Origin of the sequence: Henriciella marina (assembly GCF_027213945.1) — a bacterium.
Lineage (GTDB): Bacteria > Pseudomonadota > Alphaproteobacteria > Caulobacterales > Hyphomonadaceae > Henriciella > Henriciella marina_A.
Genome location: NZ_JAPWGW010000002.1, coordinates 61423 through 88214, shown reverse-complemented (window position 1 = coordinate 88214; position 26792 = coordinate 61423). Strand labels below are relative to the sequence as shown.

At 58.0% G+C, this 26792-nt stretch carries 26 protein-coding genes and 2 tRNA genes; 14 read left to right on the top strand and 14 right to left on the bottom strand.

Annotated features, from left to right (window positions below; translation table 11 throughout):
• Positions 1-6: 6 nt before the first annotated feature.
• Both O4G74_RS06860 and O4G74_RS06855 read right to left on the bottom strand, forming a co-directional pair.
• Positions 7-1842: an SLC13 family permease gene (locus O4G74_RS06860; protein ID WP_269401895.1), complete on the bottom strand. Its 1836-nt coding sequence runs from the start codon at positions 1840-1842 to the stop codon at positions 7-9.
• Positions 1843-1887: 45 nt separating this feature from the next.
• Positions 1888-2541 (bottom strand): OmpA/MotB family protein, encoded by a 654-nt coding sequence (locus O4G74_RS06855; protein WP_269401894.1) that lies wholly within the window; start codon positions 2539-2541, stop codon positions 1888-1890.
• 208 nt (positions 2542-2749) lie between these two features.
• Here O4G74_RS06855 and O4G74_RS06850 point away from each other — a divergent pair, with 208 nt between their 5' ends.
• The 3 genes from O4G74_RS06850 to O4G74_RS06840 are packed head-to-tail and all read left to right on the top strand — an operon-like array spanning position 2750 to position 5117.
• Positions 2750-3619: an NAD(P)-dependent oxidoreductase gene (locus O4G74_RS06850; protein WP_269401893.1), complete on the top strand. Its 870-nt coding sequence runs from the start codon at positions 2750-2752 to the stop codon at positions 3617-3619.
• Position 3620: 1 nt separating this feature from the next.
• Positions 3621-4622 carry a TIGR00341 family protein gene (locus tag O4G74_RS06845; RefSeq protein WP_269401892.1) on the top strand — a complete coding sequence of 334 codons (1002 nt, stop codon included), beginning with the start codon at positions 3621-3623 and terminating at the stop codon, positions 4620-4622.
• Positions 4623-4682: 60 nt separating this feature from the next.
• A complete protein-coding gene (locus tag O4G74_RS06840; RefSeq protein ID WP_269401891.1) occupies positions 4683-5117 on the top strand; it encodes a DUF1801 domain-containing protein in 435 nt (144 codons plus the stop codon).
• Positions 5118-5145: 28 nt separating this feature from the next.
• On the opposite strand, the gene dacB is transcribed toward O4G74_RS06840, so the two are convergent.
• The 4 genes from dacB to O4G74_RS06820 form a co-directional block, all read right to left on the bottom strand.
• Positions 5146-6624, bottom strand: a complete 1479-nt coding sequence (gene dacB, locus O4G74_RS06835; RefSeq protein WP_269401890.1) for a D-alanyl-D-alanine carboxypeptidase/D-alanyl-D-alanine-endopeptidase — start codon at positions 6622-6624, stop codon at positions 5146-5148.
• Entirely contained in the window at positions 6617-7621 is a 1005-nt protein-coding gene (gene hemB, locus O4G74_RS06830) for a porphobilinogen synthase (RefSeq protein WP_269401889.1), read from the bottom strand. Before hemB ends, dacB begins: the two co-directional genes overlap by 8 nt.
• Before the next feature lie 6 nt (positions 7622-7627).
• A complete protein-coding gene (locus O4G74_RS06825; RefSeq protein ID WP_269401888.1) occupies positions 7628-8128 on the bottom strand; it encodes a GNAT family N-acetyltransferase in 501 nt (166 codons plus the stop codon).
• 84 nt (positions 8129-8212) lie between these two features.
• The gene (locus O4G74_RS06820; RefSeq protein WP_119380931.1) at positions 8213-8524 is read right to left on the bottom strand and encodes a PilZ domain-containing protein; all 312 of its coding nucleotides are present in this window, start codon (positions 8522-8524) and stop codon (positions 8213-8215) included.
• Positions 8525-8790: 266 nt separating this feature from the next.
• Between O4G74_RS06820 and O4G74_RS06815 the strand changes: the two genes are divergently transcribed.
• Positions 8791-9285, top strand: a complete 495-nt coding sequence (locus O4G74_RS06815) for a MarR family winged helix-turn-helix transcriptional regulator (protein ID WP_233350586.1) — start codon at positions 8791-8793, stop codon at positions 9283-9285.
• Positions 9286-9329: 44 nt separating this feature from the next.
• On the top strand, positions 9330-10028 hold the full coding sequence (locus O4G74_RS06810) for a hypothetical protein (RefSeq protein ID WP_269401887.1): 699 nt from the start codon (positions 9330-9332) through the stop codon (positions 10026-10028).
• On the opposite strand, the gene O4G74_RS06805 is transcribed toward O4G74_RS06810, so the two are convergent.
• The gene (locus O4G74_RS06805; RefSeq protein ID WP_269401886.1) at positions 9999-10445 is read right to left on the bottom strand and encodes a c-type cytochrome; all 447 of its coding nucleotides are present in this window, start codon (positions 10443-10445) and stop codon (positions 9999-10001) included. The genes O4G74_RS06810 and O4G74_RS06805 overlap by 30 nt on opposite strands.
• A gap of 16 nt (positions 10446-10461) precedes the next feature.
• On the opposite strand from O4G74_RS06805, the gene O4G74_RS06800 reads away from it, so the two are divergent.
• On the top strand, positions 10462-10788 hold the full coding sequence (locus tag O4G74_RS06800) for a hypothetical protein (protein ID WP_269401885.1): 327 nt from the start codon (positions 10462-10464) through the stop codon (positions 10786-10788).
• A gap of 386 nt (positions 10789-11174) precedes the next feature.
• Positions 11175-11912: a hypothetical protein gene (locus tag O4G74_RS06795; RefSeq protein WP_269401884.1), complete on the top strand. Its 738-nt coding sequence runs from the start codon at positions 11175-11177 to the stop codon at positions 11910-11912.
• 8 nt (positions 11913-11920) lie between these two features.
• Here the strand turns inward: O4G74_RS06795 and tig are convergent, their stop codons facing one another.
• From tig to O4G74_RS06770, 5 genes are all read right to left on the bottom strand, one after another.
• Positions 11921-13258: a trigger factor gene (gene tig / locus O4G74_RS06790; protein WP_269401883.1), complete on the bottom strand. Its 1338-nt coding sequence runs from the start codon at positions 13256-13258 to the stop codon at positions 11921-11923.
• Positions 13259-13426: 168 nt separating this feature from the next.
• Positions 13427-13511 (bottom strand) — tRNA-Leu (locus O4G74_RS06785).
• A gap of 49 nt (positions 13512-13560) precedes the next feature.
• Positions 13561-14406 carry an NAD(P)H-hydrate dehydratase gene (locus O4G74_RS06780; protein WP_269401882.1) on the bottom strand — a complete coding sequence of 282 codons (846 nt, stop codon included), beginning with the start codon at positions 14404-14406 and terminating at the stop codon, positions 13561-13563.
• Positions 14407-14506: 100 nt separating this feature from the next.
• Positions 14507-15046 (bottom strand): histidine phosphatase family protein, encoded by a 540-nt coding sequence (locus O4G74_RS06775; protein ID WP_269401881.1) that lies wholly within the window; start codon positions 15044-15046, stop codon positions 14507-14509.
• Between the two features lie 102 nt (positions 15047-15148).
• Positions 15149-15919 carry a Coq4 family protein gene (locus O4G74_RS06770; RefSeq protein ID WP_269401880.1) on the bottom strand — a complete coding sequence of 257 codons (771 nt, stop codon included), beginning with the start codon at positions 15917-15919 and terminating at the stop codon, positions 15149-15151.
• 236 nt (positions 15920-16155) lie between these two features.
• On the opposite strand from O4G74_RS06770, the gene O4G74_RS06765 reads away from it, so the two are divergent.
• The 6 genes from O4G74_RS06765 to O4G74_RS06740 all read left to right on the top strand — a co-directional run bounded on the left by O4G74_RS06765 (position 16156) and on the right by O4G74_RS06740 (position 22888).
• Positions 16156-16494 carry a P-II family nitrogen regulator gene (locus O4G74_RS06765; protein WP_119380937.1) on the top strand — a complete coding sequence of 113 codons (339 nt, stop codon included), beginning with the start codon at positions 16156-16158 and terminating at the stop codon, positions 16492-16494.
• A 50-nt stretch (positions 16495-16544) separates the two neighbouring features.
• Positions 16545-17948, top strand: coding sequence for a type I glutamate--ammonia ligase (glnA, locus tag O4G74_RS06760; protein WP_269401879.1), 1404 nt, complete (start codon positions 16545-16547; stop codon positions 17946-17948).
• Positions 17949-18133: 185 nt separating this feature from the next.
• On the top strand, positions 18134-18760 hold the full coding sequence (locus tag O4G74_RS06755; protein ID WP_119380939.1) for an ATP-dependent Clp protease proteolytic subunit: 627 nt from the start codon (positions 18134-18136) through the stop codon (positions 18758-18760).
• A gap of 120 nt (positions 18761-18880) precedes the next feature.
• Positions 18881-20146 (top strand): ATP-dependent Clp protease ATP-binding subunit ClpX, encoded by a 1266-nt coding sequence (gene clpX / locus O4G74_RS06750; RefSeq protein WP_269401878.1) that lies wholly within the window; start codon positions 18881-18883, stop codon positions 20144-20146.
• 163 nt (positions 20147-20309) lie between these two features.
• On the top strand, positions 20310-22712 hold the full coding sequence (gene lon, locus O4G74_RS06745; RefSeq protein WP_269401877.1) for an endopeptidase La: 2403 nt from the start codon (positions 20310-20312) through the stop codon (positions 22710-22712).
• A 100-nt stretch (positions 22713-22812) separates the two neighbouring features.
• Positions 22813-22888: transfer RNA gene (locus O4G74_RS06740), tRNA-Val, on the top strand.
• Positions 22889-23069: 181 nt separating this feature from the next.
• On the opposite strand, the gene O4G74_RS06735 is transcribed toward O4G74_RS06740, so the two are convergent.
• Both O4G74_RS06735 and O4G74_RS06730 read right to left on the bottom strand, forming a co-directional pair.
• On the bottom strand, positions 23070-23621 hold the full coding sequence (locus O4G74_RS06735) for a thioesterase family protein (protein ID WP_269401876.1): 552 nt from the start codon (positions 23619-23621) through the stop codon (positions 23070-23072).
• A gap of 20 nt (positions 23622-23641) precedes the next feature.
• Positions 23642-24901 carry an FAD-dependent oxidoreductase gene (locus tag O4G74_RS06730; RefSeq protein WP_269401875.1) on the bottom strand — a complete coding sequence of 420 codons (1260 nt, stop codon included), beginning with the start codon at positions 24899-24901 and terminating at the stop codon, positions 23642-23644.
• A 196-nt stretch (positions 24902-25097) separates the two neighbouring features.
• Here O4G74_RS06730 and O4G74_RS06725 point away from each other — a divergent pair, with 196 nt between their 5' ends.
• Positions 25098-26792: a sensor histidine kinase gene (locus tag O4G74_RS06725; RefSeq protein WP_269401874.1), complete on the top strand. Its 1695-nt coding sequence runs from the start codon at positions 25098-25100 to the stop codon at positions 26790-26792.

Here is a 26792-nt window from a genome sequence, read left to right as displayed (position 1 = left end):
AGGCACTCATAAATCAAAACGCCAAGGGGCCATTATGGTGAATGCAACCCACATCACAACCAAAAGTGGCCCACCAAACTTTATGAAGTCTGAAAACCGGTAATGGCCGGGCGCCATAATCAACATGTTGGTCTGGTAGGCGATCGGCGAGGCGAAACTGCAGTTCGATGCGTAAATTACTGCAAGGATATAAGGAAGCGGGTCGGCGCCAGCTGAATGCGCGGCCTCCAGGGCGACAGGGGCAAACAGCACGGCCGTCGCGGCATTGCTGAGAATGTTTGTCAGGATGGCAACGCAGATAAAGATGGTCGAGAGGATCACGACGGGGCCGAAGGGCGAGGCGAGTGTTACAACGCCATCTGCGATCAGGGTCGCTGCGCCAGTCTTCTCCAGCGCCGTACCCATGGCGAGCGCGGCGGCGATCACCAGAAATATCCTGAGATCAAGTGCCCGGCTCGCCTGCCGAGTGTTAAGGCATTGCGTGACGATCATGGCGAGGGCTGCAAGAACGGACGCCACGAGAATGCTGACAATGCCGGTCGCTGCCAGAATGACCATGCCGAGCGCGATCAGGCGGGCCGCGAGGCTATGCGCCGTCACCGGAATTTCCTTTTGCGACCACTCCAGCAGGAGGATGTCCCGGCTTGTTCGCAACTCTTGGAAGACGGTCGGCGGCGCACAGAGGAGGAGAGTATCGCCCGCTTCAAGCCTGATTTCACCAAGCTTGGTCCGGATCATGCGCGAGCGTCGTTGAATGCCCAGCACGACCGCCGAGGTCAGCCGGCGGAAACCAAGCATTTCTACGGTCCGGCCCGCCATACGCGAACCCGGGGCGATAACGGCCTCGATCAGGCTGAGCTGCGGTACACTTGTATCGACCTCTTCGTTCTCATTCCCCTGCCAGATCTGTTGCAGCAGCCCAGGTTTTGAGGCGAGGAGGTCACTGATGGCCTTCCGCGTCGCCGCGACAATGACCAGATCCCCGGCACGGAGTTCGACATTCTCGAACGGGGGGAGCATAGCTTTCTCGCCGCGCTGGATAAGGCGGACGGTCATATCCTTGAGATCCGGGAACATGCCCGCCACCGGGGACTGGCCAATCAGGAAATGCCCGTGCGTGACTTCGATCTGTGCCACGAACTGCTTGCCGCTCGGCACAATCTCCTGCGCGAACGTATCCCGGTTCGGCAGAAGATATCGCGAAAAGATCGCAATATAGGCGAGCCCGACCCCGGCCAGCATCAAGCCCATTGGCGTCTGTTCGAAGAAGTCGAGCGAGATCCCTTCGGTGCGCCGATAGGCATCAGCCGCCAGCAGGTTGGTAGACGTGCCGATAAGAGTCGTCATACCGGCCAGGATGGACACAAAGCTGAGTGGCATCATGAGCCGCGATGGCGATGCGTTCATACGCATTGCAATCGCACTCATGATTGGAAGAAACATAATGACGACGGGCGTATTGTTGGTGAAGGCGCTGATGGCGAAGACAGCGAAGAACGTTACGCAAAGCGTATAGATTGGACGTCTGCCATAGGAGCGTAGAAGCGCTTTCGTGGGTCCTTCAATGGCGCCCGTCTGGAATAGACCCTGGCCGACAACGAGGAGCGCCATGATCGTGATAAGCGCCGGGTTGCCAAACCCTGAAAGCAGGTCCGCCGAGCTTATCGATGTCCCATCAAAGGCGGTCGCACCGGGGATGGTGAACAACAATAGGAGGGCGGCGACAACACCGATGGAAACAGCTTCCATCGACCACCTGTCCAGCACATAGGCAATGATCGCACAAAGTATGACGAAAAGGCTGGCCCACATGGGCCAGTTTGCAACGAGCTCTGTTGCCATGAGGTCTCCCGGCCGCGAAAGGAGCCGAAAGGTCCTTCCAGTAAATCAGTCTAGGTGGACGACTATGCTCAACCGGCGGTTCTGAGGCAAGTTGGTAGAACTGGCATCGAGCGGCCTTGTGTCAGCCAGACCGGCAACGCTGCGGACGCGTGCTGGTTTTATTCCATGGGCCAACAGAGCACGACGGGCCGCGTTTGCCCGGTCCGCGGACAGGTCCCAGTTGGAATAGTTTGTCCGGTGGATAGGGTCACTATCGGTGTGGCCTTCGATGCTGAAAGGCATATCGATCAGTGCCAATGCCCCGGCGGTCAGGGCGATCAAATCATCGCCGCGTGCATTCAGCGACGCCGCACCTTTTTCAAATAGCGGCGCTAGCTCAGGATCGAGAAGATCAATCCGCACGCCGTTCTCGATTTCGCTGATTGCGACGTGGCCAGCAGGTTCGGCTAGCAGAGCGGAATAGCGTAGAGTATCGGCGAGCGCCGAGGGTCCGGTTTGTGCGGGCGTCAGGGAGAGCGGCTTGAAAGCCTGCGCTGTCGCCAGTCCAGGTGCGCCGAATTGCTCTGCCACATTCTCTTTCTGCTCGGGCGTTGCACCATGGACCAGCCAGAGAACGAGAAAGAGGGCGCAAAGGGCTGTCAGGAAGTCCGCATAGGCGAGCTTCCATCCGCCAGTCTGGCGGATCGGCGCCAGAGGCATTCTGCCTCCGGCACGCGACAAGGCGTGAACATTAGCCATAGTGTCCGATCTTTCTGATCCGTACACTCTGTCTACACGAACGTCCTTAGGGCGGAGTTTGGCGTAACCTTTGAATTTTAATCAAATCTGGCCAGAGTCCATATGCCGTTCTGGTTGGCGGCCGCGACAAACGGGTTATCTGGCGCGAAGCGGCAAAGACGAGGTAGTTATGAGCAAGTGTGCATTTCTGGGGCTGGGTGTCATGGGTTTTCCAATGGCGGGTCATCTCGTGTCGATAGGCCACGAGGTCACCGTCTGGAACCGAACGCAGTCCAAGGCCAATGACTGGGCCGCAGAACATGATGGCAAGGTAGCTGCGACGCCGGAAGAAGCTGTTGCAGACGCAGAATATGTCTGTCTCTGCCTCGGAGATGACCCCGACGTCGAAGCAGTTTTCGACCAGATCGAGGAGGCGCTCGCCAAAGGCGCAATCGTAATCGACCACACGACAGCCAGCGCGGGTCTCGCCCGAAATCTTTATGAGCGCTGCAAGGGAAGGGGCATTCACTTCGTCGACGCCCCGATATCAGGCGGTCAGGCTGGCGCCGAGGCCGGGCGGCTTACCATCATGTGCGGCGGCGATGACGACGTCATGGCGAAGGCGCGGCCGGTTATGGAGGCATATGGTGCGCGTATTACTCATATCGGCGAGAGCGGTGCAGGACAGCTTGCAAAATCAGTGAACCAGATATGCATCGCGGGTATCGTTCAGGGGCTCTCAGAAGGCATTCATTTCGCTGAAACCAATGGCCTCGACGTTGCCAGGGTTATGGAAGCCATTTCTGGTGGTGCGGCACAAAGCTGGCAAATGGAGAACCGCTGGAAGACAATGACGGCGCGCGAATTCGATCATGGTTTCGCCGTAGACTGGATGCGCAAGGATCTTCGAATTGCCCTGAGGGCGGCTGACGACAGTGGTGCGCGTCTGCCGGTCACAGCGTTGGTCGATCAGTTCTACGGCGACGTACAGGCGCAGGGCGGCGAGCGCTGGGATACGTCGAGCCTCGTCGTGCGCTTCGATACCTCGCGAAAGCAGTGAATTGAAACAGGTCGAAATTCACCTCAAGAAGCGTGACAGCGACATCATCGTCCGCGCGATCAAGGCGTTCGAACCCATCGACTGGATCCAGTTCGACATCGAGCAGGCTGATAGAAAGATGATCCGCGTGCTCACGCATGACGGTCGTTGCCAGATCCTGATCGATGCGGTGTCTGAGGCACTTGAGAATTGCCGGGACTGGCGGGTCACCATGATCCCGGTCGAGGCGAGCCTGCCGGAACCGCGTGAGCTTGAGCAGGACGAGGCGGCGAGCAATCTTCGCGTGCTGCGCGAAGAGCTTCTCGACGATGTGGTCAAGGACGCGACGCTTTCACGCGACTTTCTCATCCTGTCAGGTCTTTCGACCATCGTCGCCGCAATTGGCCTGAATGCAGACGGCGTTGCCGCGGTGATCGGCGCAATGGTCATCGCGCCTTTGTTGGGACCAATACTCGGTTTCGCCCTTGGTGCCGGTCTCGGCAATATGGGGCTTATCCGCCAATCGGGAGTCACCCTTGCAGCGGGCCTGGGCGTGGCCTTGCTCGTCGCCTTCCTCATCTCCTTCGCCTTGCCGCTCAACCTGGAAAGCGAAGAACTGATGGCGCGTACGCAGGTACGCCTCGACAGCGTCGCGCTGGCCCTTGCTGCAGGCGGCGCTGCAGCGCTGTCCATGGCTCAGGGCAAATCTGCTGTGCTGGTCGGCGTTATGGTCGCGGCGGCGCTTCTGCCGCCTGGGGCTGCCTTCGGTCTGTTTATGGGATCCCAGGAATGGGCGCTTGCCGCCAGGTCCGGAATGTTGCTTTTCCTGAATATTGTCTGCCTGCTTGTCTCGGCGCTGGCGGTCTTCCGCCTCAAGGGCATCAAACCCCGCGGATGGGTCGATCAACAGAACGCAACGCGCGCCTTCTGGATAAATGTTTCGCTTTCAGGCGCGCTACTGGTTGCCCTGATGGTGCTCATTGTTGTGCTGGATCTTGGCGAAAACGTCTCGCTAGGCGATTGAGATTGCCGGTGTCGATAGCCCCTTTTAGTGTGCTGGCAGCAACGTGGAAGGGGATGGACGATGGCCAAGGCTGAGAACAAGACTAGACAGACCGCGCAATCGCCGCAGGAATTTGTCGCCTCTGTCGAGCATCCTGTTCGCAGGGCGGATGCCGAACGTCTTCTCGAAATATTTGAGACGACAACCAACCTCGCGCCGCGCATGTGGGGCCCATCGCTGATCGGTTATGGTCGTTATGCCTACAAATATGAAAGCGGGCGTGAAGGTGAGTTCTTTATGACGGGTTTCTCGCCGCGCAAGGCGAACCTCGTCGTCTATGTCATGCCCGGGTATCTGGACCTCGAGGAAAAGCTCGGTCGGCTTGGGAAGCACAAGATCGGCAAGTCCTGCCTCTACATCAACAAGCTGGCCGATGTAGACGAAGCCGTCTTGGCCGAGATTATCGACTTCGGCCTTCAGTATATGCGCGGAAAATACGAGACCTGGGACGAATAGCTCTGCCCAGCTTATCTGCTGCTCAGCTTCAATCGAGCCGGTCAATCACGTCCTGGAGCAATTCGTCGATCCGGCGGCGCGTTGCCGACGAACGCAATGACGAGTCGTTTGCGAACACCGCGAAGGCATAGCGTGTCCCATCCCGTGCCTCGAAGTAGCCAGCCAGAGAGCCCGTTCCTGTAAGGCTTCCAGTTTTGGCGCGGAAACGATCGTCACGGCCAAGCTCAGTGAATCGGTAGCGAAGCGTACCATCGACGCCCGCCCGTGACAGGTGCCCATACCAGGTGTCGAACCAGCTCTGGCGGCTTGCCCAGACCAGCAGGTCCGTCATCGCAGATGGCGTCAGGCGGTTATAGACAGAGAGGCCAGAACCGTCGGCGAGACTGAACTCGCTTCGTGAGGCACCCGCATCGACAAGCATATCGCCCATCAACTCAAGACCTGCATCCTGCGAGCGGTCTCTTGCCGTCAGCGAAATATGATGAAGCAACACTTCTGTATAGAAATTATTGCTCTCGTGCAGGACTTCCTCAATCAGCAGGACGGGGTCCGACCCGGGCAGCACAAAATCGGGTAGGGGGCCTGTCGGGTCACTGTCGGCTACTGGTTCATGCACCGTCCTGCCGCGAAAGACCGGGCCGTGGACGGTCACGCCGCGCTCCTCCAGCATGGCCTTGAGCACCTCGCCGGCATAGAGCGAGGGGTCGTCGAGCCCGAACTGAAGATGGACGGGCGGTGAGGCAAGCGGCAGGCGGCCGAGCAGATAGGCCTCCTCCGCGCCTGGACGTCGAATAAGGTCGACACTGAACTGGCGGGTCGACACGGTTTCCGCTTCATCGGTGTTGATCTGGAAGAATGGCACCCAATTCCACGTCACTTCCGGGGGCAGGCCCCGGCGACTTCCGGGCGTCAGCCGTGCGCGCGCCACGCCGCCATCGACGCTCAGCGCGGAAATTGAGGTTGCGTAGCCGAACCGGAAGTCCTCATGCGTCCAGCCAGAGGGCCAGTGAGGTGGCTGAAACAGCGAGTCGTCGACATCGACCGCATTGAGCTGGGTAACGCCGCTCTCGACGACTGCGTCTGCCAGGGCCTGCAAGCAGTTCGAATAGCACCGTGACGACGCTGAAAGGGTCGGGTCGCCAGCGCCAATAAGGACAATGTTCGGGTGAACAGAGTCTGCGGTCGCCTCCAGCCGGGCAGACGTACCACCGGGCCAGCGTCCAGAGTCGAAGTCGCCGAGCAGCCTGAAGGCGGCAGCCGACGTGACCAGTTTCAGGGTAGATGCAGGCGCAAATCTCTGGTCGTCGGCCACTGAAAAGACTTCGGTGCCATCGAGTGAAACAACAGACACGCCCCAGCGCCCGCCTTCCAGGTCCGGCAACTCGATTTCATCAATTGCAATCTGCTGCGCAGCTGCCGGGACAGCGGCGACTGACGCCGCCAGTAGGCCTGCCGCCAGAGCAATTGAGCGGACAAGTGTCGTTAGGCTTGAGACGCGATCATGCATTCAGGATCTGCGCCGCTGCTTCGGCGAAATAGGTAATCACGCCGCACGCCCCAGCGCGTTTGAAGCAAAGCAGCGTCTCCATCATCACGCGCTCCTCATCAATCCAGCCGCGCTCGCCCGCCGCCTTGATCTGGGCATACTCCCCTGACACCTGGAAGGCGATGGTTGGGACCGCGAACGTGTCCGACACCCGCCTGATGATATCGAGATAGGGCAGGCCAGGCTTTACCATGACGAGGTCAGCGCCTTCATCGATGTCCATGGCGACTTCGCGCAGGGCTTCATCGCTATTGGCCGGGTTCTGCTGATAAGTCTTCTTGTCGCCTTTGAGCGCTGAGGCTGAGCCGATGGCGTCGCGATAGGGCCCGTAGAAGCCGCTCGCATATTTTGCAGCATAGGACATGATCATCGTGTTGACCTTGCCCGCCGATTCCAGCGCATCACGAATGGCGCCAACGCGGCCATCCATCATGTCAGAGGGAGCAACGATATCAGCGCCTGCCTCTGCCTGCATGACGGCCTGGCGGCGGAGCAGGTCAACCGTCTGGTCATTCAGGACATAGCCGTCCGCATCAATGACGCCATCATGGCCGTGCGCCGTGAACGGATCGAGCGCCACATCACAGATAATGCCAACATCAGGGGCGGCATCTTTCATGGCTTTGATTACGGTCGGGATAAGACCATCCGGATTAAGCGCTTCAGAGCCTGCGTCGTCCTTCCGTTCAGGATTGATGTGCGGGAAAATGGCGATCGCCGGGATTCCAAGCTCGCTTGCGCGCCTGGCTGCCTTTGCGGCTTCAGCGACATTCAGCCGGAACAGGCCGGGCATGGAGCCGACAGGAATAGTCGGCTCATCGCCATCATGCACGACCATCGACCAGATAAGGTCGTCGGGCGTCAGATGGTTTTCAGACGAAAGGTTGCGGACCCAGGCCGATTGACGAAGCCTGCGGAGCCGGGTGGACGGGTAGCTTTGCGGAAATGGCGAAGTCATGAGGCGCTACTTAACGCGCTTTGTGTGTTTGCGAACGGGTTTTCTCATGAAAACACGTTTCGAAATGTCCATGAAAGGGGCCTGCGAGGTTTCAATGGCCGTCATATAGGGGGCGTACTCTCTACGCGGCAGCTCGATAAAACCTAGAGATGCATAGAACGGTGCATTCCAGGCGAGGTCGTGAAATGTCGAAAGTGTGATCTGTGTCGCCCCGGCGTTTTCGGCCCTGCTGTCGAGCCGGGCCATGAGCCTGCGACCAATCCCCTGTTTGCCAAAGTCAGGATGAACGGAAATCTGCTGAAGATAGATATCGTTTCCCATCCTGCTGAACTGATTGAACCCAACGACACCGTCGACAGGCAGTTCGGCAACGTCGAGCTGGTCAGCATCTATCGAGGCGAGCAGATCGTCTTTCTCAACATGATCGTCGAGAGCTTCCGGCGAGAGTAAGCCAGTAGGGGCAAACAGAGCCGAGGCGGCAACATCAGCGCGAATGATGGCATCCACGTCACCGGCGTTTGCAGATCTGATATTCAGGGCAGAAGAAGCTATCATCAAGTTGTCAGCTTCTATCCCAAAACGCTGCGACGTCTAAAGTCTTATCGTCTTTGCGCTTAACAGACGGATGCCCACGAGCGGCCCTCGCTGCCACTGGCGTCTGGCTTCGCAGCGTTTGACCTTGGTGCGGTCAGGGCTGACGAATTCGACTGTGAAAGCTTCCGGCAGGATGGACGTCTTGTTAAGCAGGATCTTCGCGCCGCGTTGCGACATATCCTTTACGACAAAGTTCATCTTGAAACCCGTCTGCAGAATAAGCGTGCCTGAGGTATTCACCTCAAAGCGTGGAAAGTCGCGTTTATCCGAATGTTCCGACATAGGCATTTCGACGTTCGAGTGCATCATGGTGTCTCTAAAGCAATCTATACTCTGTACTTCTCCTGCATTCACCCTCGCATACCATGCGCAGGTAAGAGAAAAGCTTCCTTCATAAGAGTTTACCAATCATTGAGAGAAGATGTCGGATCGCATGCATTGCCGAACATTAACCATATAGGCCTGTTTTGTTAACGAATAGGCCCTCCCAAGAGGGCATGATTAACGAAATATCAGGATGAAGGGCGTAACTCTATTCAAACTACAACAAAAGTTGAGTGATGATGGTGGTTACAATGAACAACGCTGCACAAGCAGTGGCCGGTGAAGATACGGTCGCAGAATCTTTCCTGAAATCCCTTTCGCTTCTCGAGCAGGCGCATCGCCGACTGCACGATGTCGTCAAGGACGACCTGGAGCGGGGGGGTGAGCGTCACCTGACAGGCGTTCAGGCCCTTCTTCTCTATGAGATTGGCGAGAACGAGACCCCGGCATCCGTACTGCGTGCACGCGGCGCCTTTGCGGGCACGAGCCTTTCCTACAATATCAAGAAACTCCAGGAAGGTGGATACCTCGTCCAGTCGCGCTCGGAAGCTGACAAGCGCACGGTGCACCTGCGCCTGACGGAGCGTGGCCACAAGGTCCGCAAGCGTGTCGAAGGTCTCTTCGCAAAGCAGGCTGACGCTCTTGAGCCGACGGCAAGCGTGCGCCCAATGGACCTGACCCAGCTCAACAAGACGGTTTCGCGTCTTGAGCGCTTCTGGTCCGACCAAATCCGCTTCCGTCTTTAGAAAAAGCTTCAACCTTCGGCGGAAGGCGTTATAGCTCACCGCGAATGGTTCGATCTACGCTTTGTCTTGCGGCGTTCATCTTCGCGATGGACGCCGAAGCCGCTCCTTGGGGGCAGGCTGAGAAGGCCGCCTTTGCCCGCGCGGCGCTCAACCGTACCGAGGTTGAGGGACTGCAAGGTTGGCGCACCGATCTCTACACCGAATATGGCCTGACGGATCGATGGACGGTGACCGCCAAGTATGAGCGCGTCACCTTTGAGGATTTCGCTGAATTCGAAGCGAGCGGCTGGCGCACAACGCTCCGCCGAAGCTTTGCGTTGTCGGAAGCATGGGTTGTCTCCGCTGAAGCGGGTGTCCTGGAAGGAGAGGCGATCGGTGGCGCGTCCGGATGCCAGTCAACTGGCGGCGAAGCGCGCGCCGGTCTCGCGCATTCGTTCTCTCGTGAAGCCAAGAAGGTTCAGCGCTATGGCTTCTGGTTTGCAGAAGCCGCCGTGCGCGCTCATTCAGATGGTTGTCAGCGTTATCGGCTAGAGGTGGGGTACGGGCGGGAGATTGCGCGCAATATCTGGCTCGTGAACCAGTTCTGGCTCGATCAGGGCTCAGAGAATGCGCGCTCGCTCAAACATCAGTTTGAATACGTCCTGCGCCGCGGTGCGTATGATGTTTCGGCAGGCTCTTTGGTCGAACTCGGCGGTGAGTTCGAAGAAGTGGGGCTATTCATTTCCCTCGCCCGTCGCTTCTGAGCCAGGAATGCCTGGGTTCTCGTTCATTTCGGCCTCTTGGTCTGCATTCTGTGCGGAACTGTAACCACTCTCGACCATGAGATAGGCGATCACCGCATGGCGGTCGGCGGGCCGCCGCACGCCGGCAAATGTCATTCGGTTGCCCGGGAGGTAGTCACCGGGATTGGCAAGCCATTCCTCCAGCCGCTCCGGCGTCCATTCGAAATTCTCTGCTTTCAGTGCTCTTGAATATTGGAAACCATCTGCTGTGCCGACGGTGCGACCGAATACGCCGTGCAGGTTGGGGCCGACCAGGTTGCGGCCTCCCTCTGTAATCGTGTGGCAGGACTGGCAGTTTTTGAACGTCCGTCGGCCGAGATTGTAGTCCGCTTGCGAATAAGGCGCGGGCAGGGCGTCGAAGGATGCCTGCAAGCTCATAGTGGAAGTGTTTGCGATGGACGCCGACTCTTGTTCGATAGTAGGCGCCGTGCCGGGCGCGGCCGTGGTCGTGCGATCGCACGATGCAAATATTACACAGAAAGTGACGGCCAGAAATATTCGTGAAAACATGGGGTTGTGGCCTTTTTCATTGGAAGGGTGCGGTATTATCGTGCAAAAGCACGGAAGGGCTTTTTTGTTCGATGTTCAGGTGAAACCTGTCGAATTTCATCATTCCCGGAGCGTCGCCTTAATCTTTCAGGTTTATCATAAAGCAGATAACAGGCAGCCGTGTTTCCGTGAAATGGGACAGATTGAGGCATGTGCGTGTGAGCACGAATAGCTTCGGGCGCCATCTTTGACGCATGGGTGAACATGCAGTTTCGGCTTCTATTCAGTATCCTGATACTATTGATGCTGAGCCTCTGGACAGGGCGGCTGCCGGCCATGGCTTATCCATCGCTGCCGGAATCACGAACGCAATTTCAGCAAGACCGAGGCAACGTGTCTTCGATTGTTCTTGAGGCACCCGGCTTGTCTACGCCCATGGTTAGCCAGGTCTCGCCTTCGCAGAGCGAGTTGATAGACACCGCGATGGTTCAGCTCTTTGGTGGAGACCTTGCGCTACGGTACGGCGGCCCCGTGATGGTAGGTTCAAAGAGTCAGGCGAGCTTGGCGAATGTGCTCCAGCCCACGGACTGGCGTAGTCGCGATGCATGGAGCGGTTTCTTGGCTGAAGCCCGCCAACAGGCCTCCGGCAGCGACCCCGCGCATGATTTGAATACGATGAGGCTCCAGCTTGCGTCGCTGTCAGTGCAGCCTCAGAGCGCGGTGGAGCCCGGAGATAATGCGCCAGGGATGATGGCGCGAAAGGTTGGCCGGGAAGTCGCCAAGTTTGTGCGCCAGCCGGGGATCAATTCCTCAGAAGCAGTGCCTCAAAAGGGCCAGGCGCTGGTGCGTGTCAGTGCTTCGGCGGTAGAGGTGCGTGCCATCGAAATGATAGCGCCTCTCATTCCGGTGTCCGACGCGCCAGAAGGCGCGGGGCCCGGCGAAGTAATGAGCGAGGCCGGGCAGATCGTGGGCAGCGTCTTCATTGATCGCGACGGTGATGGCCAGCCGGGCAGGGGTGACACCCGTCTTGAGGGGCAGGCAGTGTCTCTGACGCCTCTACAGCCTGACCTGCCGCGTTTGGAGCACCGCTCGGCATCCTTTGGCCAGTTCGCCTTCGAGGGTGTAAAACCTGGCGCCTACCTACTTTCTGTTTTGATAGGATGGGAGGAAGTTTCGGTCCCCGTAGAGATCGAGCAGGGAAGCTGGGGGCACCGGATCGGCATTGCCGTGCCACCAGAAATTGCCGCGCCTGTCTCCATTGGCCTCGCATCGGGTGGCGGTATTGAGGCCGAGGATAGCGGCCGAAAAGAAAAAGCCCGACCTTGCAAGGCCGGGCTCTTCCAGAATTTGAATTGAAGTGAGGACTATTCCTCGTCGTCGTCGCTCAGCAGTTCGTCGCGAGAGACTTTCTCTTCGTCGATCTTGACCGTCTCGAGAAGGTGGTCGACCACTTTGTCTTCATAGATCGGGGCGCGCAGCTGCGCCATGGCGTTCTCATTCTTCTGGAAGAATTCGAGAACCTGACGCTCCTGACCCGGATAGCGCTGTGCTTCGCGGATAAGGGCTTGCTGGACTTCCTGTTCGGAGATCTTGATCTCCTGAATGCGGCCGATTTCAGCGAGCACGAGGCCGAGGCGCACGCGGCGCTCTGCGATCTTGCGATACTCTTCTTTCAGCTCGTCTTCTGACTTTTCCTTGTCCTCGTCGCTGACGCGGCCAGCGTCCATTTCCGACTGAAGCTGCTGCCAGATCTGGTCGAACTCCATGTCGACCATTTTCGGCGGCAGTTCGAAGTCGTGCTTCTCGTCGAGGGCGTCAAGAAGGTGACGCTTCGCCTTGGCGCGGGACGCATTATCCAGCTCTTGCTGGAGCTGGGTTTTCAGCATGGTCTTGAGCTCTTCGAGCGACTCGATGCCGAGGCCCTTGGCAAACTCTTCGTCAATGTCCGGCTTCTTCGGTGCACGGACTTCGTTGACCTTCACCTCAAAGACGGCGGCTTTGCCGGCAAGGTGCTCAGCCTGATACTGCTCAGGGAAGGTGACTTCGACGTTTTTCTCTTCGCCAGTCTTCAGGCCAACGAGCTGTTCTTCGAAGCCAGGAATGAAGCTGCCCGATCCGAGAACGAGCGTATGGCCTTCAGCCGCGCCGCCTTCAAACGGCTCGCCGTCCATCTTGCCCACGAAGTCGATGACGACTGCGTCGCCGTCTTTTGCCTTCGCGGTCTTGCCGCGCGGCTCATACTTCATGTTGTTCTCGGCAACCTGACCAAGCGTTTCTTCAAGTTGCGCGTCGTCAACTTCGGCAACCGGCTTTTTGATGGTGATGCCGGACATGTCTGCCGGTTCGAAGTCCGGCATGATGTCGACATGCATGTGATAGGCGAGGTCTTCTGTGCCCTCGATCACCTTTTCCATGTCGCTTTCCATGTGCATGTCGGGCTGCGAGGCCGGGCGGATCTCGGCGTCCGTAATCGCCTTCTCGCTCGACTCCTTCATTACAGCTTCAACGACTTCGCCCATGAGGGACTGGCCGAACATCTTGCGCACGTGGGAGGCGGGCACCTTGCCTGGGCGGAAGCCCTTGAGGCGCATCTGCGGGCGGATTTCCTCGATCCGCGCTTCCAGGCGTGCCTTGAGCTCGCTGGCAGGCACCTTGACCTTGTACATGCGGCTCAGGCCATCAGACGTTTCGGTGCATTCCATTTTGTCATTCCTTGTGCCGTCTAGCCCTGTGGCTTCAGGCTTTGGCGTTGGTTTTTCCTAGAAGCGGCGGTGTATGTCACAGCGTGTCTGGACTGTCCATGCATGGCGCTGAAGCAATCTCACATGCGCTGAAGCTGCCCTGAAGGCGGCTTCGCGCTTGCTGTGAAGTGGTGCGGATGGAGGGACTTGAACCCCCACGCCTCGCGGCGCCAGAACCTAAATCTGGTGCGTCTACCAATTTCGCCACATCCGCATGTGGGCTTGACCCAGAGCTGGTCTCCTACTGACGCGTTCCCGGCCTATCAAGCGCGTCTTGCATAAAATTCGCTAAGCAGGGCAGGTAGGGCGTCAGGCAGGTCTTCCGAAATAAGTCCTGGGCCAATGCGGCGAGCGATTTCTCCATGGCACCAGGCACCCGCGCAGGCGGCGCGATAAGCCCCCATTTCTTGCGCCATGAGGCCCGCGATCATGCCGGCCAGAACGTCGCCGCTGCCTGCAGTGGCAAGGAAGGGCGAGGCGTGGTTGTTCACGGTGAGGCGGCCGTCGGGCGCTGCAATCAGGGTCTCACTACCCTTCAGAAGGACGATAGCGCCGGAACGGGCCGCCGCGATGACAGCGGCTTCGGAGCGGGTGTACTGGTCCAGAAGGCCAGGAAACACCCGTTCGAATTCGCCATCATGCGGCGTCAGGACTGACGGGCGGGTAATGGCGTTGAAAAGATCTTCCGGCCGGTCCTTGAACACAGTCAGAGCATCAGCGTCGAGGACGCTGGAGCCTGCATGTCTGAGCACGGCAAGTGTATTCTCACGGGTTTCCGAATTTACCCCGGCGGCGGGGCCGATCAGGACGCTTCTGGTGCCTTCGGCGAGTTCTGCGAGTGCGTCTGGCGTGCTGAACGGCTTGATCATTACAGCCGTCTCGTGGGCGGCGTTCACAAGTGTCGCCGATGGCGGGCAGAAGAGGGTGGCGAGGCCAGCGCCAATGCGAAGACCTGCACGGGCAGCAAGACGGGCTGCGCCGGTTGAGGCCGCAGGGCCTGTCACCACGCAAAGCGCGCCGCGTTTGTGCTTGTGGCTATCGGCTTCTGGCCAAGGCCAGTCAGGCAGCCAGAGGTCTGGATGATTGGTCTCAGGGGTGGAGGACGTCATCTTTGCCCTTCTTGATACTTTCCTCCCGGAAAGTGCAGCGCTTTTCCCGGAAAATCATGGTGCAGTGACGGTGTACTGGCGGTGTTTCTGACGGTGTTTTTCAAAGCACCTTAGTCGCCGCCTCGTTTCCGCGTCGTTCAACGCTTAGCTTGTCGCCATCGCGCTTGAGGACGGTCACCGAACAATGGCCCGGACGAAAGCTGGTGACGAGGTCACTTCCTTCGAGATGCCCGACGATCGTGTTGATAGCGATGAAGTGAGAAAAGACGACCGTGTCATTCTCGATCGTGGCCAGCCGTGAAATGAGATCGCTACGCCAGTCGGCCACCACGGACGGGGCGGCGTCCCAGCTGCCTGCCATGAAACCACGAAGCCATTCGACCCGGTCGCTGAGACCTTCGGGCGTCGGGATTTCACTGACAGCGGGGTCGGTTGCGACGTGAAGTCGGGAAGTGCTTGCAAACGGACGGGAGGTTTCCTGACAGCGGCGCATCGGGCTCGCAATGATCTGGCTGACCGATTGCTTGCCCAGTTCTGCGGCAACCGCTTCGGCCTGCTTCAGCCCGAGTGCAGAGAGACCCGGATCCGGAGCTGTGCCCCAGCCCGCTTCTGCTTCACCGTGCCTGACGAAATAGATCATGTATTGCCTCGAACTGTATGTCTGGACTGGCTGTTCACCAGTTATGGCAACAAGCATCCAATGAAATCAGTTCCAGAACAACCGGGCAGTCAGAGCGCGGGGCTAAAGTCCGTCGGAATAGGGGTCGAGACCGTGCGTGCGCATCACTTCATGGGCGCGTTGGTAAGCGACGGGTGGCTTGATGTTCAGCTCCTCGCGAACCTCGTCCAGCGGACGAGGCAGGAGAGCTATGATGTCCTGCTCAATCAGGCGCCTGGCGGTCTTGCCGTTCCGCCGACCTTCCTTGATCACGCTTGGTATGTCGGCTTCTCTCGGCGCATGTTTTGCAACCTGACGTCCACCCATGAAGCAGATAAAGCTCACGCCAAGCCCGCCATGCTGGCTGTGGGTAAAGCCCAGTAGTGCTGCTTCGCCAAGCGCATCACGGCCATAGCCGGTCAGGATATGATACATATCATGCGTGTCGCGCAGGCGATTGCCGTACCAGAGAAGATCGTCTTTATGACCGCGCAACTTTCCTGGGCGCTTCTCACTCTCGGCGACGAGTCCGGCAGCCGAGAGGCCCTCGCGCTCCATGAATTCGACATAGGTGCGACCGACACTTCCTTCGGGGAGCTCATGAAGTGGCTCGTGATTATCGAGAATCGGCGGGAGATGGAGACGCTTGGCGAATTCGGCCTGGCCTGCAGGCGTGGCCATGAATCGTTTAAAGTCGCGATAGGTGGCCTTGCCGTTCAGGGCTTCGATAATTTCGAAAACCTGTTCGGTGTCTTCCTTGTCCGCGATGAGCTTCTTCATGTGACGCCAGGCCTTCAGGGGCTGAAGGCGTGGGACCTCGCGGGCCGGATCGATATAAACGCTGGTCGTGGTCATGGATCAGGATAGGTCGCTAATGAATGGAAGCCCTTCATACTATGGACGGCCTGGAAAAACAATGACGCGGGCGTCACTTTTATCGATTGCGGGTAAGGTCAATTTCTGTGCACCTGTGCCGCGGAATTGGGCAACTATGGCCGGGGAGGTCGCATGCGCGCGCACAGGCAATCGACCTTGGCGACGACGCTGATAGGTGTGACGCAACCACCTGACAGGAAGGATAAGGCAAGGCGATGAAAAAGATCGAAGCGATCATCAAGCCGTTCAAGCTGGATGACGTAAAAGAAGCGCTCCATGGTGTCGGCATGCAGGGGATGACTGTTACCGAAGCCAAGGGTTTCGGACGCCAACGGGGACACACCGAGCTTTATCGGGGCGCAGAGTACGTCGTCGATTTCCTTCCCAAGCTTAAGCTCGAACTCGTCGTATCGGATTCCAGTGTCGCAAATGCCATCGAGGCGATCACCAAGGCGGCGCAGACGGGAAAGATCGGCGACGGAAAGATTTTCGTTTCTGAGGTGACAGAAGCAGTGCGCATTCGTACGGGTGAAACAGGCGACGGCGCTCTCTAGCCAGGCGCACGTTTCAACGCACAAGACAAACAAATCAACAGGAGGGCTTAATGGCCGACAATCTCGTTAAAATGATGAAGGAAAAGGACGTCGAGTTCGTCGATCTCCGTTTCACCGATCCGCGCGGCAAAATGCAACACGTCACCTTCGACAAGGGGATGGTCGACGAGGACTTCTTTGAAGAGGGCCAGATGTTCGATGGCTCGTCGGTTGCCGGCTGGAAGACGATCAACGAGTCCGACATGCTTCTTATGCCGGACACCAGCACCGCGATTATCGACCCGTTCTTCCAGCAGACAACGCTGGCAGTCTTCTGTGATATTCTCGATCCGGTTTCGATGCAGGCTTATGGCCGTGACCCGCGCACCACGGCGAAGAAGGCAGAGGCCTATCTGAAGCAGGCTGGCGTCGGCACGACAGCCTATTTTGGTCCGGAAGCAGAATTCTTCGTTTTCGATGACGTTCGCTGGGACACGGCACCGAACAAGACCGGCTATTCCTTCGATTCGACCGAACTGCCCTTCAACACCGGCAAGGAATACCCGACCGGCAATATGGGGCATCGCCCGCACACTAAGGGTGGCTACTTCCCGGTACCGCCGATCGACTCCGAGCAGGACATGCGTTCGGAAATGCTGGCGGTCATGGGTGAGATCGGCCTTGAGCCGGAAAAGCACCACCACGAAGTGGCGCCTGCCCAGCACGAGCTTGGCATGAAGTTCTCCACGCTGACCCAGATGGCGGACCGCCTGCAGCTCTATAAGTACGTCATCCACAATGTGGCGCACCAGTATGGCAAGTCGGCGACCTTCATGCCGAAGCCTTACTTCCAGGACAATGGCTCGGGCATGCACGTGCACCAGTCCATCTGGGACGGCGACAAGCCGACATTCGCGGGCGACGGCTATGCAGGCCTGTCTGAAAATTGCCTGTTCTATATTGGCGGCATCATCAAGCACGCGAAAGCGCTGAACGCGCTGACCAACCCGTCGACCAACTCCTACAAGCGACTGGTCCCGGGTTATGAAGCACCGGTGATGCTGGCCTATTCGGCCCGCAACCGGTCTGCCTCGATCCGTATTCCGTTCGGCTCCAACCCGAAAGCAAAGCGCATCGAGACCCGCTTCCCGGATCCGACGGCGAACCCTTACCTCGCTTTCGCAGCCCTGCTTATGGCTGGTCTCGACGGCATTGAGAACAAGATCCATCCGGGTGATGCCATGGACAAGGACCTCTACGACCTGCCGCCTGAAGAGGCGAAATCCATTCCACAGGTCTGTGGTTCGCTACGTGAGGCGCTTGAATGCCTCGATGCAGACCGTGACTTCCTGAAGAAGGGCAACGTCTTCGATGACGACCAGCTCGACGCATATATCGCGCTGAAAATGGAAGATGTAGAGCGCCTTCAGCTTCACCCGCATCCGGTCGAATTCGACATGTACTACAAGGTCTAAGAAGAACTTGTAGCGACGCGATCATGCCGGGGCAGAAATGTCCCGGCATTTTCGTTTCTGCCGAGCGAGCTGTTTACAGTCTCGCAAAGCACTTGTGTGTAGAGTGCAATGGACAAATATGGGACTCTCTGCGACCACAGAGTCCGGATAATTCGACAGACTAAAGCCAGGCTGGAACGCGATATATGAACATCGACCCTTACAACACCGCTCTCAACCTCGTCCCCATGGTTGTCGAACAGACAAGCCGCGGCGAGCGCGCTTTCGACATTTTCTCGAGGCTACTGAAAGAGCGGATCATCTTCGTGACGGGCGGTATCGACGATGGCATGGCCGCGCTGATCACCTCGCAGCTTCTCTTCCTTGAGTCCGAGAGCCCGAAAAAAGACATTTCGATGTATATCAACAGCCCGGGCGGATACGTCTCCTCGGGTCTGGCGATCTATGACACGATGCAGTACGTCCGCTGCCCGATCTCCACCATGTGTATTGGTCAGGCCGCCAGCATGGGTTCGCTCCTGCTTGCTGCAGGTGAAAAGGGCATGCGTTACGCGCTGCCAAATGCGCGCGTCATGGTGCATCAGCCATCCGGCGGCTATCGCGGTGTTGCCACCGACATCGAGCGTCACGCCGAGGAGATCCTCGAGCTGAAGCGGCGTCTCAACAACATCTATGTGAAACATACCGGCCAGGACTATGACACGATCGAGCGCAAGCTGGACCGCGACACGTTCATGACGGCTGAGGAAGCCAAGGAATTTGGGCTGATCGATCAGGTCTATGAACGCCGCAAGGATGAAGATACCGCATAGGACAGACGGCCTGTGCATCTGCACTTGCGCAACCGGGTTCACCAAATAAGATTATTGTCTAGAGGGATTTCTCGCGCGGCATAAATCGTGCGTTAAAGGCTCCCAAGCTAAGAGGTAGCCATGACAAAGCAAAACGGCTCCGGCGATTCCAAGAATACGCTCTATTGCTCTTTCTGTGGAAAGAGCCAGCACGAAGTCAAAAAACTGATCGCTGGCCCCACCGTCTTCATCTGCGATGAATGCGTGGAGCTCTGCATGGATATCATCCGTGAAGAGAGCAAGGCAGCAGGCTTCAAATCGAAAGAGGGCGTTCCGAGCCCGCGTGAAATCTGCGACGTGCTGGACGATTATGTGATCGGCCAGAAATACGCAAAGCGCATTCTCTCGGTCGCCGTACACAACCATTACAAGCGTCTTTCGCACGCATCTTCCTCTGACGGGGTGGAGCTGGCGAAATCAAACATCCTGCTTGTCGGCCCGACGGGTTGCGGCAAGACGCTGCTGGCGCAGACGCTGGCGCGTATCCTCGATGTGCCGTTCACCATGGCGGACGCAACAACGCTGACCGAAGCCGGCTATGTCGGCGAGGATGTCGAGAACATCGTGCTGAAGCTGCTCCAGTCTGCCGACTATAATGTCGAGCGGGCGCAGCGCGGCATTGTCTATATCGATGAGATCGACAAGATTTCCCGCAAATCCGACAACCCGTCCATCACGCGTGACGTGTCGGGTGAGGGTGTCCAGCAGGCGCTTCTGAAGATCATGGAAGGCACGGTTGCAGCTGTGCCGCCGCAGGGCGGGCGCAAGCATCCGCAGCAGGAATTCCTCCAGGTCGACACAACGAACATCCTGTTCATTGTTGGCGGTGCGTTTGCCGGTCTCGACAAGATCATCTCCTCGCGCGGTGAAGGCACACGCATCGGCTTTGGCGCCGATGTGAAGGATCCCGATGCGCGCGGCGTGGGCGAAGTGCTCCGCGATACCGAGCCTGAGGACCTTCAGCGTTATGGCCTCATTCCTGAGTTCATCGGCCGTCTTCCCGTCATTGCGACACTGGAAGACTTGGACGAGCCTGCGCTGATCGAGATCCTGACCCAGCCGAAGAACGCGCTGCTGAAGCAGTATCAACGCCTTTTCGACATGGAAGATGTCGAGCTGACCTTTACCGAGGAAGCCCTCACGGCGGTTGCCCGCAAGGCGATTGCCCGCAAGACCGGCGCACGCGGGCTGCGGTCCATCATGGAGGGCATTCTGCTCGATACGATGTTCGACCTGCCGACGCTGCGCGGTGTCGACGAGGTCGTCGTTAATGGCGAAGTCGTAGAGGGACATGCCGCGCCGCTTTACGTCCACGCCAAGCAGGCCAAGCCAAGCGAAGCTTCCTGACGTCAGAATTACAGGAAATGCGACACGACGGCCTGTTCAACACTGCTTGAACAGGCCGTTTTTGTTGCCACATCATTCTCAGAAGGCCGGAATCGTCGAACTATATGTAACGCCCGGCCGGATCGCTGCTGAGCAGGATCCATTTTCCTTAGAGGAGGCATAAATGCCCAAGAAAACCCTCCCAGTATTGCCGCTCCGGGATATCGTGGTCTTCCCAGACATGGTCGCCCCGCTTTTTGTCGGCAGGGACAAGTCTGTTGCCGCACTGGAAATGGTCGATGAAGGCGAGAACGAGATCATGCTCGTTGCGCAGAAAGACCCTTCCACCGATGAGCCGACCGGCGATGACGTACACGCGCTTGGTACGGTCGCGACAATCCTGCAGCTCCTGAAGCTGCCAGACGGCACGGTGAAAGTGCTCGTCGAAGGCTCTTCACGCGCGCGCATTGTGTCGTTCAACGATCGCGACACTTATTTTGATGCTGATGTTGAACTCGTTGAGCCGGAAGAGGGCGATACGGGTGAAGTGCAGGCCCTGTCGCGCGCCGTGATTGACCAGTTCGAGAACTATGCGAAGCTGAACCGCAAGATCCCACCGGAGTCGGTTGCGACGGTTTCCCAGATCACCGAAGCCGGCAAGCTGGCTGATGCGGTCGCCTCACAGCTCCAGGTCAAACTCTCCGACAAGCAGGAACTGCTCGAACTCTCGAATGCGCGCGAGCGCCTCGAAAAGGTCTTCGCTCTCATGGAGGGCGAGATGGGCATGATGCAGATGGAGCGGAAGATCAAAAACCGGGTCAAGCGCCAGATGGAGAAGACCCAGCGCGAGTATTACCTGAATGAGCAGATGAAGGCCATTCAGCGTGAGCTTGGCGATGCTCCAGAGGGCGAGCGCGACGAGATTTCCGAGCTCGAAGACAAGCTGCGTGAAGCCCCGCTCAGCGAGGAAGCCCGCACCAAGGTTGATCAGGAACTGAAGAAGCTTCGTCAGATGAGCCCGATGTCGGCTGAGTCCACCGTGGTGCGTAACTATCTCGACTGGATGGTTTCACTGCCATGGGGCAAGCGCACGGATATCTCGACTGATCTCGACAAGGCCGAGACTCAGCTCGACGAGGACCATTATGGTCTCGAGAAGGTCAAGGAACGCATCATTGAGTATCTTGCCGTCCAGAAGCGGACGAAGAAGCTCAAGGGTCCGATCCTCTGCCTCGTTGGCCCTCCAGGTGTTGGTAAGACCTCGCTCGGCAAGTCGATCGCTGAGGCGACGGGCCGCGAATTTGTTCGCGTGTCGCTTGGCGGCGTACGTGACGAGAGCGAGATCCGCGGTCACCGCCGGACCTATATCGGCTCCATGCCGGGCCGGATCATCCAGTCGATGAAGAAAGCCAAGACGGGCAATCCGCTCTTCCTGCTGGATGAGATCGACAAGATGGGTATGGACCATCGCGGCGATCCGGCGTCTGCGCTTCTCGAAGTGCTCGACCCGGCGCAGAACTCGACGTTCAACGACCACTATCTGGAAGTCGACTACGATCTTTCGGATGTGATGTTCGTGACGACGGCGAACTCGCTGAACATGCCACAGCCACTTCTCGATCGTATGGAAGTGATCCGTATTGCCGGCTACACCGAGGACGAGAAGCTGGAGATCGCAAAGCGTCACCTCTTCCCGAAGATCCGCAAGGATCACGGCCTCGCAGACAGTGAGTGGCAGGTCGACGACAGCGCGATCCGCGACCTCATTCGCTACTACACGCGTGAGGCTGGCGTCCGCAGCCTGGAGCGTGAACTGGCCAAGCTTGCCCGCAAGGCAGTGAGGCAGATCGCGCAGAGCGACAAGACGGTGATCACCATCACCTCCGAAAACCTCCACGACTTCTCCGGCGTGCGCAAACACCGCTATGGACTCGCAGATGACGAGGACCAGGTGGGTGCGGTAACGGGCCTAGCCTGGACCGAAGCTGGCGGCGACCTGCTCACCATCGAAGCGGTAAAGATGCCGGGGCGTGGCACCATGAAGGTCACGGGTAACCTCCGCGATGTCATGAAGGAGTCCATCCAGGCGGCAAGCTCGCTGGTGCGTTCGCGGGCGGTCATGGTCGGTATCAAGCCGAGCCAGTTCAACACGACCGACATCCACGTGCACGTTCCGGATGGCGCTACACCAAAGGATGGTCCCTCGGCTGGTATCGCGATGACGACGGCGATCGTGTCGTTGCTGACCGGCAACCCGGTGCGCCGCGATGTGGCGATGACGGGTGAGGTATCCCTGCGCGGACGTGTCCTGCCGATTGGTGGCCTCAAGGAAAAACTTCTCGCGGCCCTGCGCGGCGGCATCAAGAAGGTGCTGATACCACAGGAAAATGAAAAGGACCTCGATGAGATCCCTGATGTGGTGAAGGAAGGCCTCGAGATCGTTCCGGTGACGGACATCAATGAGGTGTTCTCACACGCCCTCGTTCAGCCCCTGGCCGAGATCGAGTGGTCGGACGCCGATGAAGCGGCGCTGCAGGCTTCACTTTCCGGCAAGCCCGGCGACGGTGAGGCTACGGTTCGCCACTAGGCAGGAACGCCCTGAATAGTACCTGATGAGACGGCCCCTGCAGAGATGCTACAGGGGCCGTCTTGCATTTCCGGCAAGGGTGAAGCAAAAGGCGCGAGAGGGGCGGTTAGCTCAGTTGGTAGAGCATCTCGTTTACACCGAGAGGGTCAGCGGTTCGAGCCCGTTACCGCCCACCATTTTTCCCTGTCACTTCTGGCGTCGCCAGGCGCGGTAAGCTGCGATCAGGCACGCAATGCCAAGTCCGAGTGCGGCGAGGGCGAGAATGTGCATGTCTGGTCTCCGGGCCAAGGCGGCAAAGGCTCAATATAGGACGATGAGCGGCGCTTTGCCGTGGCGAATTGCGCCGCAACCACCCCATCAGGCAGCAGCGCTGTCGCCATTCCGGCGCTGACGCGCCGACTCGACGTCTGCCACCATGTTTTCAAACTCAGCTGGCAGGGCAGGCGAGGTCCGCTCTACGCCGAGATAGGCGACAACGTCATCCATGGTCACCCGGTCGCGTTTACGGCTGGCAAAGCGTGCGATGATCCGCACCGTCGCGGTGGGTTTTCCGTCACGGATAAAGTCGTGCTGCAGGCACATATAGGTGTCGGTCCAGCCGATGAGACGTGTCTCAATCTCAAAGCGGTCGCGCCAGCTCAGCATCCGGGAAAATGTCACGGATTCAGCGCAGACAACAGGAAACCATCCGCGTTTTCTGAGCTTGGGCCAGGTACCTGTCCGGACGATATAGTTGATGACGGAGAGATCGCTGAACGAGAAGTACCGGCTATTGGTCATGTGAGCGAACATGTCCTGATCGGTCAGCATCACGCGTGAGCGCAGGCGTGTCGTATCGAACAGGCTGACACGCGGCCGAGCGAAACTGGCACGCAGAAAAACGGAGAGCAATCGAAAGAAAAGGTTCATGGCGCGACCTGTAAAAGTTATTACAGACGTCTATGCATTTTCTGAACCAGATCTGCGTTGAAATTGACGATGTGAGAGACTGCTTCGTGCGAGAAGATCGCGCCAGTATACCACGTCGAATTTTGCCCCTGGATGGCGCGCATGTCTGTTAGCAGGCCGCCCGAGATAGCCTCTGGCCGGTACTGGGCGAAATACTTCCACATTTTCTGCAGGATGACGTTCGTCACGTGGGCACCGCGTTTCTCCACACCGGCGCGAAGCAGTTCCTGAAGTTCAGAAGATGTATAGTCGCCTGTCAACTGTCCTGCGAGGTACAGGTCTCCACCGAGTTCTGGCTCAAACCCGTCGTGCCTCGCCGAAAGGAGTTGGCCGCGCGCTGCGCCCGGCACGACCGAATCCTTGAACGCCTCGACATGAACGTCGGTAAACCAGTCCTCCGCCGCAAGGAGCGTTGTCGTGTACCCGTTCCAGTCGACCGATTGTGCGATTCTGGTTTCGATCTCAGTCGCGGTCGTCATGCGGCTGAACTCATCGAGTGGAATTGCACAGACAATCAAATCGAAATCATGTGTCGTCCCATCTTCAACTGTGAGAGCTGGCCGGGGACCTGACCGGTCTATAGCGCCGATCCTGGAATTCAGTCGAACATCAAGGTCGCGCGCAATCCGCCGCCAAAATTCCGTCCACCCCTCTTCGGGCATCTTTAGCTGTTTCAAAAGCCCCGTGAAAATCAGGTTCATGTCGTTCCAGCGCAGGGCCTGCACGGTTGGAACTTCGTCGATGAAGCCGTAAGCGATATTGGTGGTGGAGCGCAGCATGAAATTCTCGATTTTCCCGAGCTTTCGTGCGCGCAGCCAGTCCTGGATGGGCATTGCAGCCTCATCAAGGGCGGCTTGCGGCGGCTCATCTGCCTTCAAAGCGGCTTCAAGTTTCTGCTTGTCGCGCCAGTATCGCATGACCTGCAGGGAGAGAGCGGGGCCAGCTCCGGATTTCACGAACTTCATGAAATCATCGCCTTCGAACCGCTGGTCTCCAAGTGGAGACATCGGCATGCGAAGTTCTTTCATCCAGCGATTTGTGATTCGATGCGAGAAGGTGGCGTAGCAAGTTCCCATCTCGACGACGTTCTGGCCGTGATAATAGGTAAAGGATTTGCCGCCCGGCTCACTGAGCGCTTCGAATACAACGGGCTTAAATGCGCCTGTCTCTTTCAGCATTCGCGCGATGCTAAGGCCTGCCGGACCGCCTCCGATAATGCCGACGCTCTTCAAACTACTCACGCTTACTGGCCCACTCTTACGGAAGCTATACCCGTAGCGGAAAGCAAGTCTTGGACGCGCGCAAGGGTAGAACTACAAAATTCACTTCAAGATACAGGTCTTAGCGGAATTTTTGCCACAGTTTTGGGAGCGATTAACTAAATACCGTTACGACCGCTGTGTGATGCACAGATCCCAAGATCCGTCTGAGACCGTAATGGCACTTATTGGTCGCCTGCCAAAGGGGACTGAGGGGCTGCAACAGCAGATCTATGCGCAACAGCAGGCCATGGTCATCAAGAACCAGCTTGCTATGGGTCTGATCAACATTGTGAACGGCCTTCTGGTCGCGGTCGGTGCCGCATCGCATGCTCCATTGCGCAGTATTCTGATCTGGTATTTGCCAATCATGCTTATGGGGATCGTTCAGGTCTTTTCCTGGCTGAGCTTCAGAAAACGGCCAAAACCAGAAACGGTTAGTGGGAGCTATCTGCGCAAGGCCGAGCTTGCTTCCTTGGCGATTGGCACGATTTGGGGCGCGGCATCTCTCATGCTCGCAAGCAATGAGAGTGATGCGCACCTCCTCTTTGTATGGATGATGCAGGCAGGCATGGCCGCGGGTTTAACGAGCATACTCGGCCCCGCACCACGAATAACGTCCCGTTTCGTTTTCGCCTGTCTATTCCCTGTGACCGTAATGAATTTCGTGCGCGGGGGGGATTATGCTCTCACGATCGCAGTCCTGGGGACTATCTTCATGGCGGTTCTGGTGCATGGGAGCATCAATAGCTATCGACAGCTCAAGTCCCTCGTGTCGACCGTTCATGAGAGCAACAGTGCGCGCGAAAGACTTGCTGATGCGATCGAGTCGTCGAACGACGCCTTTGCGTTTTACGACGCCGAAAACGATCTCCTGATCGCGAATGCGCGACATCGCGATTGGTTTGCCAGCGAAACGCCAGACTATTCGAAGGAGGGCGAGGACAGCGTTCCTGTCCTTCTCGACAGTGGGCGCTGGTTGATGCGTTCGACGCGCAAAACTAGTAAGGGCGGGGCGGTTGTCGTCCATACTGATATCACGGCATTGAAAACCCGCGAACGCGAACTGATCGAAGCGCAGCGTGAGGCTGTTGAGGCGGATGAAGCCAAAAGCCGATTCCTCTCCACGATGAGCCATGAGCTGCGAACGCCGATGAACATCATTCTCGGCTTCTCGAAGCTCATGAAGGGGGAGTCGAAGATATCGCTCTCACCGGAAGATGTGCGCGAATATGCTGACAATATTCATGCAAGCGGCACGCATCTGCTGAAGCTCATCAACGACATTATCGATTACTCGAAGGTTGGTCTGGAGCGGATGCCGGTTCACTCTGTCGAGCTCGATACGCGCGCGCTGCTGTCTGAAGCTATTACGCTGGCTGCGGGTTTCGAAGGCAACGCATCGACAGAGGAGTTTGATGTGAGTGTCTCGGCCAAGCTGAGTACGCTGCACGCAGACGAGACGGCAACGAAGCGGATCCTCATCAACCTGGTCACGAATGCCATCCGGTTTAATGAGCCGGGCAAGAAGATCGTCATCAGGGCAGGTGTAGACCCTGATGGCGCACCGTTCATTGCTGTGCGCGACTTCGGACAGGGTATTCCGGAAAGCAAGCTCGAGAAGGTGTTTGACGCTTTCTATCAGGCCGACAGCCAACTTGATCGCGATCATGGGGGGACCGGCCTGGGACTCACACTTTGCCGTCACCTGGCGCGCCTGATGTCCGGTGATGTAGTGCTCAAGTCCCGTATTGGTGTTGGTACAACGGCCATCCTGACCCTGCCGCCATCGGCAATCGGCAAGAACTCATCACGTGCTGCGCCAAGCGAGGATGATGAGTGGATTGGCCCGATCGAGCGCGACGTCGCCTGA